The following is an 18,572-nucleotide window of genomic DNA, read 5'->3' as shown; positions in this document are numbered from 1 at the left end:
GCCCCTTGTGGGAGGGGGCTTGCCCCGGATGAGACCCGCACAGACGCTACATCCCATGCGCCTTCATCAACCGCGCATAACTGCCATCTGCCTTCATCCGCGCAATCTCCCGATCAAAGCCGGCAACGATCTGCGCGTGCTCGGGGTTCTTCAGGCTGACCAGGATATGCAAGCTGTTCTGGCTCAAGGGCTCGCCCACAAACGCCACGGCATTGCGCACTCGCGGCGATTCCCGCGCCAGGTAGTAACGCGCTACGTATTCATCCTCCAGCGTCAACCGCACGCGCCGGGCCGCCAACATACGCACGGCCATGGCAAAGTTGTGCACCGGCACCTTCTGCAATAGCGTGTCCTGATCAAACGCTGCCGAGTAGGCGTAGCCGCGCACCACGGCGATCGTCTCGTCGTGCAGTTCTGCCAGGTTGCGATAAGCAATGGGGTCGTCGCTACGCTTGAGAAAGCGCACACGGTTAAGCAAATACTCGCCGGAAAACTGCCCCAACCGCGTACGGGCCTCGTCGTACCAGGCGTTGATCAGCACGTCGTAGCGCCCATCTCCCACGCCCTTCAAGGCGCGGGCCCAGGGCACCTGTTCAAAATCGCTGGCATACCCTGCGCGGGCCAGGGCCGTACTGACGATATCCGTGGCCAGGCCGCCATTGATCAGGGTGGCATCGGTAAACGGCGGCCAGCCATCTGCCACCAGGCGCAGGCGTTGTGCCAACACCGGTTGGGCCAGCAACAACACGGCGATCAAAGCAACGGCACGAGTCAATCGCGGCATGCTCAAAGTCCTTGGCGGGCAGGCAATGGCCTGATAACAGTAGCTCATCAATGAGCGTGCATTGCAGATTACACAAAGAAGCCCGCGGCGCCCGCGCTGAATGATGGCAAATTGACGCCATTCACAAAATTACCATTTTAGACACCAGCGCCCGCCGCGCTTACTATCCTTGGCACGTCTTTATACGAGCACACATCATGACGGTTGATTGGGTCTGCAAACATCACGACGACTTGGGCAAGGAACAGCTGTACGCCATCCTGCGCCTGCGCAGCGAGGTCTTCGTTGTCGAGCAACAATGCGTTTACCAGGACATCGACGGCCAGGACCTGGCGGGTGATACCCACCACTTGATGGCCTGGCAAGATAATGAACTGGTGGCCTACGTGCGGTTACTGGACCCTGAGTCCCAGGGCAACGACGTAGTGATCGGCCGCGTCATCGTCGCGCCGGTGGCGCGGGGCACCGGGCTGGGGCATCAAATGATGGAAGAGGCGCTCAAGCGCATTGAGAGTATCTGGCCAGAAATGCCGATTTTTCTTTCAGCTCAGGCGCATTTGCAGGGGTATTACGGGCGGTATGGGTTTGTGGTTGCGGGTGAGGAATACCTGGAGGACGATATTCCCCATATCGGTATGCGCCGGGCTTGAGGGCCTCATCGGGGGCAAGCCCCCTCCCACATTTGATGTGAATACATTCCAAGGTGGGAGGGGGCTTGCCCCCGATGGCGTCAGTGCGACCCGCTCCTGCCTCAGGGATAACCCAACACTTGCTTGATGGTCGCAAGATTGGCCGCAATCCACTCCCGATCAATCGCGCCCCAATCGCGAATCCGATAGTGCCCCGCATGATTGCGCGCGCCCGTTTCCTGCTCAAACTCACACGCAATATCCAGGTCGGCCAACGCGGCAATCGTGTCCTGGGCCGTGCGTCGGGGCATGCCGGTGGCCTCGGTCAGCGCCGGGACGCTGCTGGCCAGTTGGCTGTCGATCAAGTACGCCACGTACAGGCGGCGATAGAAGCTGCTTTTGGTCTTGCTCACATCCATGGTCTGTCGCCTTGTGGTTAGGGCTTGCCCTGCAAATCGCGCCAGGTGAGGTACACCCGCAGGTCGAATTCCACCTGATGGTAGTCCGGCATCATGTATTGGCAGAGTTTGTAGAACGCCTTGTTGTGGTCCGATTCCTTAAAGTGCGCCAGCTCGTGTACCACGATCATGCGCAGAAACTGTGGGGCGGCCTCCTTGAACAGCGAAGCGATGCGAATCTCTTTCTTGGACTTGAGATTGCCGCCCTGTACCCGGGAAATCGTGGTGTGCAAACCCAGGGCGCGGTGGGTCAGGTCCAACCGGTTATCGAACAGCACCTTGTCGATGGATGGCGCGTTACGCAGGTGCTCCTGCTTCAGGGCCAGTGCGTAGGCGTACAGCGCCTTGTCGCTCTGTACGGCGTGGCGTTCGGGATAACGCTGCTCCAGGTAGGCGCCCAACTGGTCCTTGGCGATCAGTTGGCGCACTTGCTCCTGGAGCGCAGCGGGATAGGCCTGGAGGTATTTCAACGCGGTCATGGGGTGTGCAACGCAAGTGGGACGGGCGCCAGTGTAGCGAATTCAACACCCGCGAGGGTACGACCAGCCGGCAACGTCCTCGGCCATCAACGGCAGCGCCGCCCACGGCCCCTGGATATACGTGCAGCCATTGGCCTTGAGCCACTCTGCTTGCTCAAGGGTCTCTACACCTTCGGCGATCACCAGCACATCAAAATGCCCACACAATTGGATGATGCTGCGTGCCATCGCTGCATCCCGCGACGAGCCTGGCAGGCGCGCCACCAGTTGCGGGTCAAGCTTGAGGGTGTCGAACGCAAGATCGCGCAAATGGGCCAGGGAGCAGTTGCCAGCACCAAAGTCATCCAGGGCAATACGCACGCCAATACGGCGCAGTAGCTGCAACTGTTTGGTCGACTCCTCAAGGTTACCCATCAGGCAATCTTCGCCGATCTCCACCTCCAGCTGTCGCCCACGCAACCCATGTCGCTCCAGTACCTGCTGCAGTTGGTTGGCCAGGTTGGGCATGTTGAACTGGCTGCTGCTCAGGCTCACACTCAACACCAGTTCAGGGTCGAAGGTGGCTTGCCAGGCCTGGCGCTGGGCAGCGACTTGCTGGTAGATCCAGGTGCTCAACTGGCTGATCAAGCGCGCCTCTTCCAACAGCGGCAAAAACAACCCTGGCGGCACATCGCCGACACTCGGATGCTGCCAGCGCAACAGCGCTTCGACACCGCGCAAACGCCCATCCTCCAGGCACACCTGAGGCTGGTAAACCAGGGTGAAATCCTTGTTCGCAATGGCGGTGCGCACGCTGTCTTCGAGCATCAACCGCGAGCGGGCGCGGCCGTTCATTTCCTGGTCGTAATAACGATACTGCTGACGGCCGGCGCGCTTGGCTTCGTACATGGCGATATCTGCAGCTCGCAACAGACCGCTCAAATCCGAGCCGCAATCGGGGAACGTCGCAATACCTATACTGACCCCGAGCATCACATCCAGACCGTCCACCTGCTGGCACACCGACACCCGTTCGATCAGCTTTTCCGCGATCTTCGCTGCCTGTTCCGGGAATTCCAGTTCCAGCAACGCAGTGAACTCATCCCCGCCGATGCGTCCAAGAATGTCGTAGGAACGCAGACACGCCTGCATTTGCTCCGAGACCCAACGCAGCACACGATCACCGGCGTCGTGGCCCAACGTATCGTTGACTCGCTTGAAGCCGTCCAGGTCCAGATACAGCAATACCAGCGCTTGCTCGCTACGTTCGCTGCGCAACAAGGTGTTTTCCACTGCTTGATGAAAGCCCCGCCGGTTCAGCAGCCCGGTCAACGGGTCAGTCACGGCCTGGAACTCCAGCTGCTGGTGAAGATGACGCACTTCAGACATGTCCAGCACTGTCACCACCATCGCCTTCTGCTCGGCAGGCAAAGGCGCACAGGACAATGCCACCGGCACCTGCTGGCCGCGCCCCGTACGCAAAATGGCATCGTGCTGTCGCCACGTCTGGCCCTTGCGATACGCCTCGTACATCGGGAAGCCCAGCCAGGTGGGCACATGGGGCTTTTGCAAAAAGCTGAGGAAACTCTCACCCTGCAACTCCGCCATCGTGGCATTGAGCAGCCGCGAAATGGCCGGGTTGGCGTACTCGATCACGCTGGTTTCACCGACCACCAGAATGCCCTCGGCGGCGTTATCCAGCACCGAGGCATTAAAGGCGCGGGCCAGTTCCAGGTCATGACTCAGGCGCTGCAAAGCGCGGCGATTACGCTGGTGATCCAGTAATGCCTGCACCTTGGGCTTGAGGATATGCGGGTCAAACGGCTTGAACAGGTAGTCGATCGCGCCGCTGGCATAGCCTTCAAGCACCGCGTCGGGGGAATGGGCAGTGGCCGTCAGAAAGATGATCGGCGTCATGCGCGTGCGTTGGCTGCCACGCATCAGCCGAGCCACCTCAAAGCCATCCATACCGGGCATGCGCACGTCCAGCAACACCAGATCGACGTCGTGGGCCAGCAACAATTCCAAGGCTTGCAAGCCCGAAGAGGCGGTAATCACCCGCCAGTCTTCACGTTGCAACAGTGCAGCCATGCTGACGAGGTTTTCCGGGTAGTCATCGACCACCAAAAGGACCGAACTGGCATCGCCTGGGTGTGGAGCGCAATCCATGCTACGTCTCTTCCTTGGGGAGCTGCACCGGTCAGTTCTGTGACCAAACCCGGATAAATACTGAGGGCTCACTCTAGCCTCGGTTCAAAAAAAGCAGAAGTGACGTGGATGCCCTCATTGAAACAAAAGCCAGGAAGCCGACTAACGGTAAGGCCCTGCAGCCCACGGTTCATGGGCAACATGGCTTTTTGGCATTCCTCTGACGCCAATAAATTGCCAGCGATTGTTTAACAATTGCACCAGCACCGCCTATAAAGAACCTGTAAGGCCCTAGGGCCCACGCGTTCACCCTTCTGTAAAAGGCCAACACCATGATCGACCTTTCCACCTGGAACCTGAGCATTCCGGTCGGCTCCCCGCCCACGACCATCGAGACGCCAAGGCTACTGAGCGGCTTCAACGATCAATACTTCCAGGCCGAAGGCAGTGACGTGCAGTTCTGGACCCCCGTGACCGGCACCCGCACCGAAAACGCCATCTACCCACGCAGCGAACTGCGTGAAACCTACGCCGACGGCCGCCTGCGCAACTGGACCTACCCCGAGGCCGACAACTTCCTGCGCGCCACCCTGGCGGTCAATCAGGTGCCATCATCCGGCAAGATCGTGATCGGCCAGATCCACGCCTATGACAGCCAGAAACCACTGATCAAACTGGAATACCAGTTCAAGGAAAAAACCCAGACCGGCAACATCGTCGCCAAGGTGCGTATGCGCCCGGATGAGGCCGAAAGCCAGGTCATCATCGTCGCCTCCAACGTGCCGCTGGAGAAAAGCTTCACCTACGTGATCAACCTCAACAAAGCCGGGCTGCTCAGCGTGTACGCCGCCGACAGCGAGTGGAATGAACGCATCGGCGCGGCCTGGGGCGACAAACCTTTGTACTTCAAAGCGGGGGTGTATGTGCAGGACAACAGTGGCGACAGTAAGGAGGGCGCGCGGGTGACGTTTGCGAAGTTGGATATTGATCATGAGTGAATCGTCCGGGGAGACACAGGATTTTTCCCAGATAAATCCAAAGTCTTAAACACACCACTGCCCCCTTGTGGGAGCCGGGCTTGCCCGCGATGGCGGCGTATCAGCCACTCTCCTCGGCGCTTGACACACTGCCATCGCGGGCAAGCCCGGCTCCCACATTGACTGTGCATCGGCTCAAGGTCCGATGCGGGTCCTACAGCACCGTTGCGGCCAGCCACATCGCCGCTTATAGTTCGCCCCGTCGCTGACATTGATCGGCGATAGGGTTTCGCAGCCCTACAGAGTTAAAACCGCACCCGTCAAAACAACCCCGGTACCCTTGCCGAAGGTCGTCTTTGTTATGGCGGCTGTGCGTGGGAGACCTTCGGGTCTGCCGGGTCTTAACTCCTCGGTCTGCGAACCCGCGTACAGCTGCCACCCAATTTGTTTCGCAGCAAACGGTGGTCATTCTTCTATCGAGTTAAGGATTCACCATGACCCAGCAACTACCACCTCGTCGCTTCACCCCCTGCACCGAAACCGCCACCGACTACCCTGTGCTGTTGATCGACAGCGAAGCCCCACTGCTCGACCTCCACGCCTGCCTGCGCGAACGTCTCAACGCCGCTCTGGAACACCTAAACCTGATGGCCTGCTCCAGCCTGCCGGACTTTGCCGAGCGGGACTTGAACAACGTGGCCAACACCGCACGCATTCTGGTGCAGGACGTGAGTGACGTGTTTCGCGTGATTGAACATCGTGGGTTCGATACACCAGCTGTTGGCTGATCACCCCTGTAATAGAAAACCGCATTCCTCAGGTATGGGAAAACCAGCCTGATCTCTGCGGTTTTCGAAAAAGATAAGCAAACCGGTAATGCCCACCCAGCCACACCCTAAAAGACGCGAGTTTTAAACCTCGAATATCCCTCTGGCCTACTGTTGTAGCATTCAAGCCACCACAGCAAAAAGCAGAATATCGGTTAGGTTGCTTATAAGATCAATCGCCAATCGTCATAAAAACCTGTCATCTTTGACAGGTCACAACCCTCAGTAAAACTTTTAATATTTTTCACGCAACATCGGAAAGGCAAGCACACACTCACTTTTTACCGTATGAAAAGGAATATCATCATGGGCCAACTCGTTGGGAACTACTATGGCGCTTACGGCGGCGCCAACATTTACCTATACGTTACCTACAGTGACGACATCGGCGGTGCGGTGTCAGCTACCGCCAGCGTGAGCGGGCAAACCGGTACACTCGCAGGGCATCAAACCATCGGAGCACAAACCACGACTGTTATGTTGTCAGGCCATATCGGAAGCAACTCTGAAAGCTGGACATTTAACACTTCAGACTTTAGAACATTAAGTGGCGGCCGTAACTTCGCAGGCCCAGATGGAGTTTGGACCTATCAGGGCTTCGGGCTTGGCCGAACATAACAACCGAATAAAGACTATCGTTATTACACGCTAAAAATGTGCGCCCACATGGTTCTTTCCAGGTACTGCAGCGCAACAATCTAATGGCATATAGTTTTTAACGACAGTAATAAAAAGAGCCCACATACTGCGGGCTCTTTTATTATGCATAAGGCTTAATTCACCTTGGCGTTCAACTCACCTTTCAAATACCGCTGGTACATCGCTTCCAACGAGATCGGCTTGATCTTCGAAGCATTACCCGCAGTACCGAAGGCTTCATAACGTGCGATACACACATCGCGCATGGCCGTCACGGTAGCGCCGAAGAATTTACGCGGATCGAACTCGCTCGGGTTGGTGGCCATCAGGCGACGCATCGCACCGGTGGATGCCAGGCGCAGGTCGGTGTCGATGTTGACCTTGCGTACGCCGTACTTGATGCCTTCGACGATTTCTTCAACCGGTACGCCGTAGGTTTCTTTGATGTCACCGCCGTACTGGTTGATGATCGCCAGCCACTCTTGCGGTACCGAGGAGGAGCCGTGCATCACCAGGTGGGTGTTAGGGATGCGCTTGTGAATTTCCTTGATGCGGTCGATCGCCAGCACGTCGCCGGTAGGTGGCTTGGTGAACTTGTAGGCGCCGTGGCTGGTGCCGATGGCGATCGCCAGAGCATCGACCTGGGTCTTCTTGACGAAGTCTGCAGCTTCTTCCGGGTCGGTCAGCATCTGGCTGTGATCCAGCACGCCTTCGGCGCCGATGCCGTCTTCTTCGCCGGCCATGCCGGTTTCAAGCGAACCCAGGCAGCCCAGCTCGCCTTCAACCGAAACGCCGCAGGCGTGAGCCATGGCCACGGTTTGTTGGGTCACGCGTACGTTGTACTCGTAGTCGGTTGGGGTCTTGCCGTCTTCGCCGAGGGAGCCGTCCATCATCACCGAGCTGAAGCCCAGTTGGATCGAGCGCTGGCACACGTCAGGGCTGGTGCCGTGGTCCTGGTGCATGCACACCGGGATGTGCGGGAATTCTTCGATGGCCGCAAGGATCAGGTGACGCAGGAAGGGGGCGCCAGCGTATTTGCGCGCACCGGCCGAAGCCTGGACGATCACAGGGGAGTCGGTCTTGTCAGCGGCTTCCATGATGGCGCGCATCTGCTCAAGGTTGTTGACGTTAAAGGCTGGGACGCCGTAGCCGAACTCGGCTGCGTGGTCCAGCATTTGACGCATGCTGATAAGTGCCATTGTGTTGTCTCTCCCGGTCGAGGGTCGTTAATCGTGCAAGCCTGCCGTAGCGGCGGCTGCTATTCAAGTTATTGCAGATCAAGGGGTTGAGCCTTGTGCTGCTGAATCGTTATTGCTGGTGTGGCTTAGCGCTAGTGCCACTGTGAAGCAGGTCAATGTGGGAGCTGGCTTGCCTGCGATGGCGGAGAACCAGTCGATATTGGCTTTGCTGACCCACCGCAATCGCAGGCAAGCCAGCTCCCACATTTTGATCTCATTGGACTTCAGATCGTATTCTCAGTTGGCTTTGCAGCCGCGCCCAATCAAATCATCGGTGGCCACCCAGTACACCAGGCCTTCCTCACCCTTGGTGTGAAACGCCAGTTGGCCGTCGCTGTACAACACACCCGAGGCCGCCACGTCCTGCTTGAGGCGGTGTACCTGGTCAGAACCGCCGAGACGTACATCCACCTCCGAACGTGCCTGATTGGCAAAGCGCCAGTTGACCTCAGCCTTGCTGTCGCAGGTCCAGGTGGTCCATTTGTCAGCCGGTTCGGCCTTATCGAACATGTTCATGCTGCTGCAACCGGCCAACAGGGCCAAGGCTGCCAGGGCGAAAACGCCTTTCATTGCCAATCCTCGCAGGGCGACCTGGGGTCGCCGTTGCTGTGGGTTAGTGGATCAGACCCGTCAAGGGCAACCCTGTTCCTGACCGTTGGGCGCGGAGTCGTATTTCTCCAGCCGTTCGTTGCCGATGCGCTTGTTGATCACCGGCATGGTCTCGGCTTGCCAGTCAGCCTGGTAACAGCTTTTATTCAACGGCGCCTTGGCGTTGTCCGCCTCCGGCGCCGTGTCAGGTGTGCTGCTGCAGCCGGCCAACAGGCCCGCTGCGATCACCAACGCCAACGACTTGATCATGGGAACGCTCCTTTTCCTGATCACGCGAGCCTTAACCCTTGGCCCGGGTTTCCAGCACTTCCACGGCCGGCAGAACCTTGCCCTCGACGAATTCGAGGAAGGCGCCGCCACCGGTAGAAATGTAGGAGATCTGCTCAGCAACGCCATATTTATCGATAGCCGCCAAGGTGTCACCGCCGCCGGCGATGGAGAAGGCCGAGCTTTCAGCGATGGCTTTGGCCAGCACTTTGGTGCCGTTGCCGAACTGATCGAACTCGAACACGCCTACCGGGCCATTCCACAGAATAGTCTGGGATGCCTTGAGCAGTTCGGCGAAGTTGGCCGCGGTTTGCGGGCCGATGTCCAGAATCATGTCGTCAGCGGCCACGTCAGCGATGAGCTTGACGGTGGCTTCGGCGGTTTCAGCGAACTCTTTGGCAACCACCACGTCCACCGGCAATGGCACGCTGACTTTGGCGGCGATGGCACGGGCGGTATCCAGCAGGTCCGGCTCGTACAGGGACTTGCCGACCGGATGGCCGGCTGCGGCCAGGAAGGTGTTGGCGATGCCGCCGCCGACGATCAACTGGTTGCAGATCTGGCTGAGGCTGTTGAGTACGTCCAGCTTGGTGGAGACTTTGGAACCGGCAACGATGGCAGCCATTGGCTGGGCCGGAGCGCCCAGGGCCTTGCCCAACGCATCCAGCTCAGCGGCCAGCAGTGGGCCAGCAGCGGCCACCTTGGCGAACTTGGCTACGCCATGGGTCGAACCTTCAGCGCGGTGAGCGGTGCCGAAAGCGTCCATCACGAACACATCGCACAAGGCGGCGTATTGCTGGGCCAGTTCGTCGCTGTTCTTTTTCTCGCCCTTGTTGAAGCGCACGTTTTCGAACAGCACGATGTCGCCAGCCTTTACATCGACACCGCCCAGGTAGTCTGCGACCAACGGCACGTCACGGCCCAGGGCCTTGCTCAGGTATTCGGCTACCGGCTTGAGGCTGTTCTCGGCGGAAAACTCACCTTCGGTCGGGCGGCCCAGGTGGGAGCAGACCATCACGGCCGCGCCTTTTTCCAGGGCCAGCTTGATGGTCGGCAGCGAGGCCAGGATTCGCGCATCGCTGGTGACCACACCGTCCTTGACTGGGACGTTGAGGTCTTCGCGAATCAGTACGCGCTTACCTTGCAGATCGAGGTCGGTCATCTTCAACACGGTCATGGGTCGCAGTTCCTGAATTACTGTTGAGGTTGTTTAGCGGCGATGTGCAGATAGTGCTCTGCCACGTCGAGCATTCGGTTGGCAAAGCCCCATTCGTTGTCGAACCAGGCCAGGATATTCACCAGCCTCGGGCCGGAAACGCGAGTCTGGCTGGCATCGACAATCGCCGAATGCGGGTCATGGTTGAAATCGCAACTGGCGTGGGGCAACTCGGTGTAGGCCAGCAAGCCTTTGAGCGGGCCGCTGGTGGCGGCGTCGCGCAGGATCCGGTTGACCTCCATCGCATCGGTGTCACTGACGGTTTGCATGGTGATATCCAGGCAAGACACATTCACCGTCGGCACACGTACGGCTTTGGCCTGGATTCGCCCGGCAAGTTCCGGCAACAGTCGCTCGATACCACGGGCCAGGCCGGTGGACACCGGGATCACCGACTGGAACGCCGAACGCGTTCGGCGCAAGTCTTCATGATGATAGGCGTCGATCACCGGCTGGTCGTTCATTGCCGAGTGAATCGTGGTAATCGACACGTAATCCAGGCCGATCGCCTGATCCAGCAGGCGCAACAGCGGTACGCTGCAGTTGGTGGTACACGAAGCGTTGGACACCAGCAGCTCATCGCCGGTCAGGCAATCCTGATTGATGCCGTAGACGATGGTGGCGTCGACATCCGCCTCGCTGGCCATCGGTTGGGAGAACAGCACACGCGGCGCACCGGCGTCGAGAAAACGCTGGCCATCGGCACGAGTGTGATAGGCACCGGAGCATTCCAACACCAGGTCGACGCCCAGCGCCGCCCAGTCGATGCCCTCGGGAGTGGCACTGCGCAGTACTTTTACGCAGTCGCCGTTGATATGCAGACAATCGCCGTCGACCCGCACTTCGCCAGGGAAGCGGCCATGAGTGGAGTCAAAGCGTGTCAGGTATTCGATGCTGGCCATGTCGGCCAGATCGTTGATCGCAACAATTTCAAACCCGGCTGCCGCCCCTCGCTCGAACAGAGCACGCAAGACGCAACGACCAATGCGGCCGTAGCCGTTGAGTGCAACTTTGTAGGGACGCGGTTGGGGCATGGGGTTCTCGATCAAGGTTAGTTCGGTGTTGAATGTTCTGACGCCATCGCGGGCAAGCCCGCTCCCACAGCGGACCACGATCCAAATGTGGGAGCGGGCTTGCCCGCGATGGCGCCAGTGCAGACAACGCAGACTGACTTAGTCTTCCAGCAACTCTTCAGCCTGACCCAGGATGTTTTCCAGGGTGAAACCGAATTCTTCGAACAACGCTGGCGCCGGTGCAGACTCACCGTAGGTGGTCATGCCGATCACGCGGCCTTCCAGGCCCACGTACTTGTACCAGTAGTCGGCGTGGGCCGCTTCGATGGCAATACGCGCGCTGACCTGCAACGGCAATACCGATTGCTTGTAGCCGGCGTCCTGGGCTTCGAACACGCTGGTGCACGGCATGGATACAACGCGAACGTTGCGGCCCTGGGCAGTCAGCTTGTCGTAGGCTTGAACGGTCAGGCCCACTTCGGAACCGGTGGAGATCAGGATCAGCTCCGGCTCGCCGACGCAGTCCTTGAGCACATAACCGCCACGGCTGATGTCGGCAATCTGCGCGTCGGTACGCACCTGGTGTTGCAGGTTCTGACGCGAGAAGATCAGCGCCGATGGGCCGTCCTTGCGCTCGATGGCGTGCTTCCAGGCCACAGCGGATTCCACGGCGTCGGCCGGGCGCCAGCAATCCAGGTTCGGCGTGGTGCGCAGGCTGGTCAGTTGCTCGACCGGCTGGTGCGTCGGGCCATCTTCACCCAGGCCGATGGAGTCGTGGGTGTAGACATGGATCACACGCTTCTTCATCAGCGCGGCCATACGTACGGCGTTACGGGCGTATTCCATGAACATCAGGAAGGTCGCGCCGTAAGGCACCAGGCCGCCGTGCAGGGACACGCCGTTCATGATGGCGCTCATGCCGAACTCACGTACGCCGTAGTACATGTAGTTGCCGCTGGCGTCTTCAGCCGAGACACCTTTGCAGCCTTTCCACAGGGTCAGGTTGGAACCGGCCAGGTCAGCCGAACCGCCGAGGATCTCAGGCAGCAGTGGGCCAAAGGCGTTCAGGGTGTTCTGGCTGGCTTTACGGCTGGCGATGGTCTCGCCCTTGGCCGCGACTTCGGCAATGTAGGCCGAGGCTTTTGCCGAGAAGTCGGCAGGCAGGTCACCGGCCAGGCGGCGTACCAGTTCGTTGGCAAGCTCCGGGAATTCGGCGGAATAGGCCGCAAAACGCTGGTCCCACTCGGCTTCCGTGGCCAGGCCTTTTTCCTTGGCATCCCATTCGGCGTAGATGTCGGCCGGGATTTCGAACGGGCCGTGGTTCCACTTCAGCGCTTCACGGGTCAGGGCGATTTCCGCGTCACCCAGTGGGGCGCCGTGGCAGTCTTCTTTACCTTGCTTGTTCGGCGAGCCGAAACCGATGGTGGTCTTGCAGCAGATCAGGGTTGGCTGCGCGCTCTTGCGAGCGGTGTCGATGGCGATCTTGATTTCTTCCGGATCGTGGCCGTCGACGTTGCGGATGACCTGCCAGTTGTAGGCTTCGAAACGCTTGGGCGTGTCATCGGTGAACCAGCCTTCGACTTCGCCGTCGATGGAGATGCCGTTGTCATCGTAGAAGGCAATCAGCTTGCCCAGGCCCAGGGTGCCGGCCAGGGAGGCGACTTCGTGGGAGATGCCTTCCATCATGCAGCCATCACCCAGGAACACATAGGTGTGGTGATCGACGATGTCGTGGCCAGGGCGGTTGAATTGCGCGCCCAGAACTTTTTCCGCCAGCGCGAAGCCGACAGCGTTGGCCAGGCCCTGGCCCAGAGGACCGGTGGTGGTCTCAACGCCCGGGGTATAGCCGAACTCCGGGTGGCCCGGGGTGCGGCTGTGCAGCTGACGGAAGCTTTTGAGGTCGTCGATGGTGACGTCGTAGCCGGTCAGGTGCAGCAGCGAATAGATCAGCATCGAGCCGTGGCCGTTGGACAGCACGAAGCGGTCACGGTCGGCGAACGACGGGTTGCTCGGGTTGTGTTTCAGGTAGTCACGCCAAAGTACCTCGGCGATATCCGCCATGCCCATCGGGGCACCGGGATGGCCGCTGTTGGCTTTTTGCACGGCATCCATGCTGAGGGCACGAATGGCGTTGGCACGCTCACGACGGCTGGGCATCGCTGATCTCCTGGAGTTTACTTATAAAGAAACGGAAAAAAGGACCGGCATTTTCCCTCAGCCACCGCCTGCGGGCAATGACAGATAGTCACTTGAGGGTGTTTTTCCTGTGCTTTGGGCAGCAATAGGTTGCAGAAACCCTCAACCGGTTCGTCTAAAGGTTATAGCGGCGGCTTATAACCACCACTTATCGATCAATATCAAAACTTTTTGATATTGACCTTGCAGGGATTTACACCCGTCACTAGACTGCTGGCCTTATGAACCTACCCGTGCCCTCCCTGCGTCCTGACGACGGCGATGAACTGGCAGCCCTATGCAAGGCTGCAGGTGACCCGTTGCGCCTGAACGTATTGCGCGCACTGGCCAACGATTCGTTCGGGGTGCTGGAACTGGCGCAGATCTTCGCCATCGGCCAATCCGGCATGAGCCACCATTTGAAAGTGCTGGCCCAGGCCGACCTGGTCGCCACCCGCCGCGAAGGCAATGCGATTTTTTACCGCCGCGCCCTGCCCCATACCGAACAACTGGGCGGCAAACTGCACGCCGCCCTGCTTGAGGAAGTGGACAACCTGGGCCTGCCGAGCGACGTACAGTCACGCATCAGCCAGGTCCATGGGCAACGGGCCGCCGCCAGCCAGGACTTTTTCTCCCGGGTTGCCGACAAGTTTCGCGCCCAGCAGGACCTGATCGCCGGCTTGCCGCAGTACCGCGAAAGCGTACTGGCGCTGCTGGACAAGCTGAGCTTCAGTAGTGAGGCAACAGCCGTGGAAGTCGGGCCTGGCGATGGCGGTTTCCTGCCGGACCTGGCGCGGCGTTTCGGGCAGGTGACGGCGCTGGATAACAGCCCGGCAATGCTTGAACTGGCGCGCCAACTCTGTGAGCGCGAAGCCCTGGGCAATGTGCATCTGCAGTTGGCCGACGCCTTGAATGACACCAGCCTGCGGGCCGATTGCGTGGTGCTGAACATGGTCTTGCACCATTTCGCCGCCCCGGCAGACGCCCTCAAGCAAATGGCCGGGTTGCTGCACCCCGGCGGTAGCCTGCTGGTTACGGATTTATGCAGCCACAACCAGAATTGGGCCAAGGAGGCCTGCGGTGATCTCTGGCTGGGTTTTGAACAGGACGATCTGGCCCGTTGGGCCACCGCTGCGGGACTCGTTCCCGGGGAAAGCCTCTATGTAGGTTTACGTAATGGTTTCCAGATTCAGGTCCGCCATTTTCAGCGACCGGCTGGCGACACTCACCATCGGTAAATATCAGGAAAACATCGAGATGAGCGAATACTCCCTTTTCACCTCCGAGTCCGTGTCTGAAGGGCATCCGGACAAAATCGCCGACCAGATTTCTGACGCGGTGCTGGACGCTATCATCGCTGAAGACAAGTTCGCCCGTGTGGCGTGCGAAACTCTGGTGAAAACGGGCGTGGCGATCATCGCCGGCGAAGTCACCACCACGGCCTGGGTCGACCTGGAACAGATCGTGCGTGACGTGATCACCGACATTGGCTACAACAGCTCCGACGTCGGCTTCGACGGTGCGACCTGCGGCGTGATGAACATCATCGGCAAGCAATCGCCTGACATCAACCAGGGCGTTGACCGTGCCAAGCCTGAAGACCAGGGCGCCGGCGACCAGGGCCTGATGTTCGGCTATGCCAGCAACGAAACCGACGTGCTGATGCCCGCACCGATCACCTTCTCGCACCAGCTTGTGCAACGCCAGGCCGAGGCGCGCAAATCCGGCGTACTGCCTTGGCTGCGCCCGGACGCCAAGTCCCAGGTGACCTGCCGTTACGAAGGCGGCAAAGTCGTGGGTATCGACGCTGTCGTACTGTCGACCCAGCACAATCCGGACGTGTCCTACGCCGACCTGCGCGAAGGCGTGATGGAGCTGATCGTCAAGCACGTGCTGCCTGCCGAGTTGCTGACCAAGGACACCCAGTTCCACATCAACCCAACCGGCCAGTTCATCATCGGCGGCCCGGTGGGCGACTGTGGCCTGACCGGCCGCAAGATCATCGTCGACAGCTACGGCGGCATGGCCCGTCACGGCGGTGGCGCGTTCTCGGGTAAAGATCCGTCCAAGGTTGACCGTTCGGCCGCTTATGCCGGTCGTTACGTGGCCAAGAACATCGTCGCCGCCGGCCTGGCCGAGCGCTGCGAAATTCAGGTTTCCTACGCCATTGGCGTGGCGCAGCCTACGTCGATCTCGCTGAACACCTTCGGCACTGGCAAGATCAGCGACGAGAAAATCGTCAAGCTGGTGCGCGAAATCTTCGACCTGCGTCCGAACGCAATCACCACCATGCTCGACCTGCTGCACCCGATGTATCAGGAAACCGCAGCCTACGGCCACTTCGGCCGCACCCCTGCGCAGAAGACTGTTGGCGATGACACCTTCAGCACCTTCACCTGGGAAAAAACCGACCGCGCCAACGACCTGCGTATCGCTGCAGGCCTGTAAACGTTCGCGCTGCATACAGAAACACCCGGTAAAAAGCCCCGAGCAATCGGGGCTTTTTTATGGGCGCCTGGATGACTTAGGCTGTGATTCCTTTTCGAGCAAGGATGCTCATGATGCATAAGTTCATGGCTTTTTTTCTCAGTGTTTTATCCAGCTGGACATGGGCAGAAACATGCCCCGATGACGCTCACCCGCAACTCGACAACTTGGCCAGGCAGATCAGCCAGTGGGACGACAGTTACCACCGCCAGGGCCAATCCCCCATTAGCGACGAACTTTACGACCAGGCCCGCCAGCGCCTGGCGCACTGGCGCGAATGCACCCACCAACCCACGCCGCAGGCTGATAACCCGCTGGCCAGTTCACGCGGCGCATTACGCCACCCGGTTGCGCACACCGGTGTGAAAAAAATGCCGGACGAACCGGCAGTCAGGGAGTGGCTCGCCACCCGCAAGGACGTATGGATTCAACCCAAGGTCGATGGGGTGGCGGTGACGCTCGTCTATCGCGAGGGCCGCTTGCAGCAGCTCATCAGCCGAGGCGATGGCCTGCTGGGCCACGATTGGTCGGCCTCGGCCGCCAGGATCCCCGGCATCGTCCAACACCTGCCGGTTGCGGTTGATGTGGTGCTGCAAGGTGAACTTTACTGGCGCCTTGATCACCATGTGCAATCGATAAAAGGTGGGCTCAATGCGCGCAGTAAAGTGGCCGGGCTAATGAACCGGCGACAATTGAGCGACGCTGAAGCGGCAGGCATCGGCTTGTTCGTCTGGGCCTGGCCTGACGGCCCGGCGGACTTCACCGAACGCCTGGCCACCCTGACGCAATGGGGCTTCAGCGATACACAGCGCTATAGCCACCCCATCGAGCACATCAGCGAAGCCGCTCATTGGCGCACGCATTGGTACAACGCACCGTTGCCTTTCGCCAGCGATGGCGTGGTGCTGCACCAGGCTGCGCGGGCACCCGCCGAGCGCTGGCAAGCCAGTGCGCCCTACTGGACGGCCGCCTGGAAGTACCCAGCCATCAAAGCCCTGGCACTGGTGCGCAAGGTGCAATTCAGGGTGGGTCGCACCGGGCGCATCACCCCCATCCTCGAACTGGAACCGGTGTGGCTGGATGATCGGCAGATCAGCCGGGTCAGCGTCGGTTCCCTGAAACGCTGGCAAGCCCTGGATATCCGCCCCGGCGACCATGTGTCGATCAGCCTGGCGGGCCAGGTTATCCCCCGACTGGACGAGGTGATCCTGCGCAACGAAACCCGTATGGACGTGCAGCTACCCAACCCTCGCGATTTTCACGCCTTAAGTTGCTGGCAACTGGACCCCGGCTGCGAAGATCAATTGCTCGCCCGCCTCACCTGGCTGAGCGGCAAACAGGGCCTGGCCTTGCCACATATGGGCCGTGAAACCTGGAACATATTGATTCAGGCCGGTCTAATCGCAGGCTTTCTCGATTGGTTAACCCTGGATGCGGCGCAGCTTGCTACCATTGAGGGCTTCGGTGATCGCACTCGTGAACGAGTGCTCGACAGTTTTAACAGCGCTCGGCAACGCCCTTTTTCACAATGGCTCAAGGCCTTGGGCGTACCGCCAGCGGCGCGCAACAACCTGGAAGGCGACTGGCAGACGCTGGCCGCCAAAGACACCCAAGCCTGGCTGGCCTCAGACGGCATCGGCCCGGGTCGTGCCGCGCAACTGAGCGCGTTTTTTCGCGACCCGCAGGTGCAAGCCTTGGCTGAAACATTACGCGAGGCCGGAATAGATGGGTTTTGAGCCCCGTCCGGCCCCCTGATTGCGAACCTGGAGCTTTATAGATGAAATTTCTCGCCCCCTTTGCCTTGCTGACCCTCGCAAGTTTCACCGCCACGCCACTGCTGGCTGCCGAAGAAGCGCAACCGCTCACCGGCTGCGCCGCCAAGCGCCAGGCCATCAGCACCCAAATCGAACAAGCCAAGGCCCACGGCAACAGCGCCCAACAGGCCGGCCTGGAAAAAGCCCTGGCTGAAGTCACCACCCACTGCACCGACGCCAGCTTGAAAAAAGAGCGTGAAAACAAGGTGCTTGACGCCAAGCACGAAGTCTCCCGCCGTCAGGCCGACCTCGACAAAGCCATGAAAAAAGGCGATCCGGACAAGATCAACAAGCGTAAGGACAAACTGGCCGAGTCACGCAAAGAACTGCAGGAAGCGGTGGAAGAACTCGACCAGTAAAAACGATCAGTGATCGCGGAACTGTTTATGGCAGGCGCTGCAGGCGTCTTCGACTTTTTGCACCGCCGGATGAAGGTTACTGGCCTTGTAGGGTTGCACTTGGCTGGCGATCACCAATTCCCCGGTGGCCGCCTCCAGGTCGCGGGCCATCTGCTGGAACTGCGCCTGCTTTTGCCACACATCATCCTTGGCGCTGGTGTGATCTTCTTCGCGCACGCTTGGGAAATGCTTCCACGGCTCATGGGACAACGCGTCCAGCTTGACCGCGCCGTCGGCAAACCTGGCGCCGTCAAACGGGATGCGCCCGCGCAACATACCGCCCAGGTCTTCGCCGGTCTTGAGCATCTGCTTGAAGATCGCCTTGCGTTGGCCCAGGGGGGAATTGGGGTCAACACCGCCACAGGCAGACAAGGCCAGGCAGGCCAACAGTACAACGGTCAGTTTTTTTAGAATCATGATGGCTTCAGGTCACGG

General features: G+C 59.7%; 19 protein-coding genes. 8 read left to right on the top strand and 11 right to left on the bottom strand.

Features of this window, described 5'->3' with window-relative positions; all coding sequences use genetic code 11:
* Nucleotides 1–46: 46 nt before the first annotated feature.
* Nucleotides 47–784 carry a substrate-binding periplasmic protein gene (locus tag TX23_RS10965; RefSeq protein WP_057702176.1) on the bottom strand — a complete coding sequence of 246 codons (738 nt, stop codon included), beginning with the start codon at nt 782–784 and terminating at the stop codon, nt 47–49.
* A 197-nt stretch (nt 785–981) separates the two neighbouring features.
* On the opposite strand from TX23_RS10965, the gene TX23_RS10960 reads away from it, so the two are divergent.
* Nucleotides 982–1,434, top strand: a complete 453-nt coding sequence (locus TX23_RS10960; RefSeq protein ID WP_057702175.1) for a GNAT family N-acetyltransferase — start codon at nt 982–984, stop codon at nt 1,432–1,434.
* A gap of 101 nt (nt 1,435–1,535) precedes the next feature.
* Here TX23_RS10960 and TX23_RS10955 read toward each other — a convergent pair whose 3' ends face one another.
* The 3 genes from TX23_RS10955 to TX23_RS10945 are packed head-to-tail and all read right to left on the bottom strand — an operon-like array spanning nt 1,536 to nt 4,498.
* Nucleotides 1,536–1,832 carry a winged helix-turn-helix domain-containing protein gene (locus TX23_RS10955; protein ID WP_057702174.1) on the bottom strand — a complete coding sequence of 99 codons (297 nt, stop codon included), beginning with the start codon at nt 1,830–1,832 and terminating at the stop codon, nt 1,536–1,538.
* A 17-nt stretch (nt 1,833–1,849) separates the two neighbouring features.
* A complete protein-coding gene (locus TX23_RS10950) occupies nt 1,850–2,350 on the bottom strand; it encodes a M48 metallopeptidase family protein (RefSeq protein WP_032879017.1) in 501 nt (166 codons plus the stop codon).
* 42 nt (nt 2,351–2,392) lie between these two features.
* Nucleotides 2,393–4,498, bottom strand: a complete 2,106-nt coding sequence (locus tag TX23_RS10945) for a putative bifunctional diguanylate cyclase/phosphodiesterase (protein WP_057702173.1) — start codon at nt 4,496–4,498, stop codon at nt 2,393–2,395.
* Nucleotides 4,499–4,809: 311 nt separating this feature from the next.
* Between TX23_RS10945 and TX23_RS10940 the strand changes: the two genes are divergently transcribed.
* The 3 genes from TX23_RS10940 (at nt 4,810) to TX23_RS10930 (ending at nt 6,899) form a co-directional block, all read left to right on the top strand.
* Nucleotides 4,810–5,475, top strand: coding sequence for a polysaccharide lyase family 7 protein (locus TX23_RS10940; protein ID WP_057702172.1), 666 nt, complete (start codon nt 4,810–4,812; stop codon nt 5,473–5,475).
* Nucleotides 5,476–5,948: 473 nt separating this feature from the next.
* Entirely contained in the window at nt 5,949–6,242 is a 294-nt protein-coding gene (locus tag TX23_RS10935; RefSeq protein ID WP_057702171.1) for a hypothetical protein, read from the top strand.
* Between the two features lie 345 nt (nt 6,243–6,587).
* Nucleotides 6,588–6,899: a hypothetical protein gene (locus TX23_RS10930; protein ID WP_057702170.1), complete on the top strand. Its 312-nt coding sequence runs from the start codon at nt 6,588–6,590 to the stop codon at nt 6,897–6,899.
* A gap of 155 nt (nt 6,900–7,054) precedes the next feature.
* Here TX23_RS10930 and fba read toward each other — a convergent pair whose 3' ends face one another.
* The 6 genes from fba to tkt form a co-directional block, all read right to left on the bottom strand.
* Entirely contained in the window at nt 7,055–8,119 is a 1,065-nt protein-coding gene (gene fba, locus TX23_RS10925; RefSeq protein ID WP_003177554.1) for a class II fructose-bisphosphate aldolase, read from the bottom strand.
* Between the two features lie 276 nt (nt 8,120–8,395).
* On the bottom strand, nt 8,396–8,728 hold the full coding sequence (locus TX23_RS10920) for an MliC family protein (RefSeq protein ID WP_057702169.1): 333 nt from the start codon (nt 8,726–8,728) through the stop codon (nt 8,396–8,398).
* A gap of 60 nt (nt 8,729–8,788) precedes the next feature.
* Nucleotides 8,789–9,016 (bottom strand): putative periplasmic lipoprotein, encoded by a 228-nt coding sequence (locus tag TX23_RS10915; protein WP_057702168.1) that lies wholly within the window; start codon nt 9,014–9,016, stop codon nt 8,789–8,791.
* A 31-nt stretch (nt 9,017–9,047) separates the two neighbouring features.
* Nucleotides 9,048–10,211: a phosphoglycerate kinase gene (locus TX23_RS10910; protein ID WP_057702167.1), complete on the bottom strand. Its 1,164-nt coding sequence runs from the start codon at nt 10,209–10,211 to the stop codon at nt 9,048–9,050.
* Between the two features lie 17 nt (nt 10,212–10,228).
* Nucleotides 10,229–11,284 (bottom strand): erythrose-4-phosphate dehydrogenase, encoded by a 1,056-nt coding sequence (gene epd / locus TX23_RS10905; protein WP_057702166.1) that lies wholly within the window; start codon nt 11,282–11,284, stop codon nt 10,229–10,231.
* 138 nt (nt 11,285–11,422) lie between these two features.
* Nucleotides 11,423–13,420: a transketolase gene (gene tkt / locus TX23_RS10900; RefSeq protein ID WP_057702165.1), complete on the bottom strand. Its 1,998-nt coding sequence runs from the start codon at nt 13,418–13,420 to the stop codon at nt 11,423–11,425.
* A 260-nt stretch (nt 13,421–13,680) separates the two neighbouring features.
* Here tkt and TX23_RS10895 point away from each other — a divergent pair, with 260 nt between their 5' ends.
* The 4 genes from TX23_RS10895 (at nt 13,681) to TX23_RS10880 (ending at nt 18,098) form a co-directional block, all read left to right on the top strand.
* Nucleotides 13,681–14,676 (top strand): ArsR/SmtB family transcription factor, encoded by a 996-nt coding sequence (locus TX23_RS10895; protein WP_057702164.1) that lies wholly within the window; start codon nt 13,681–13,683, stop codon nt 14,674–14,676.
* A 19-nt stretch (nt 14,677–14,695) separates the two neighbouring features.
* On the top strand, nt 14,696–15,886 hold the full coding sequence (gene metK / locus TX23_RS10890) for a methionine adenosyltransferase (RefSeq protein WP_057702163.1): 1,191 nt from the start codon (nt 14,696–14,698) through the stop codon (nt 15,884–15,886).
* Nucleotides 15,887–15,996: 110 nt separating this feature from the next.
* Nucleotides 15,997–17,661: an NAD-dependent DNA ligase LigB gene (ligB, locus tag TX23_RS10885; protein ID WP_057702162.1), complete on the top strand. Its 1,665-nt coding sequence runs from the start codon at nt 15,997–15,999 to the stop codon at nt 17,659–17,661.
* A 41-nt stretch (nt 17,662–17,702) separates the two neighbouring features.
* Nucleotides 17,703–18,098, top strand: a complete 396-nt coding sequence (locus tag TX23_RS10880) for a DUF1090 domain-containing protein (protein WP_057702161.1) — start codon at nt 17,703–17,705, stop codon at nt 18,096–18,098.
* Nucleotides 18,099–18,104: 6 nt separating this feature from the next.
* On the opposite strand, the gene TX23_RS10875 is transcribed toward TX23_RS10880, so the two are convergent.
* Nucleotides 18,105–18,554, bottom strand: a complete 450-nt coding sequence (locus TX23_RS10875) for a c-type cytochrome (RefSeq protein ID WP_057702160.1) — start codon at nt 18,552–18,554, stop codon at nt 18,105–18,107.
* Nucleotides 18,555–18,572 lie beyond the last annotated feature (18 nt).

This window comes from Pseudomonas paralactis (assembly GCF_001439735.1).
GTDB lineage: Bacteria > Pseudomonadota > Gammaproteobacteria > Pseudomonadales > Pseudomonadaceae > Aquipseudomonas > Aquipseudomonas paralactis.
Note: the sequence above shows the minus strand (reverse complement) of the source record. Positions and strands in the feature narration are given on the sequence as shown.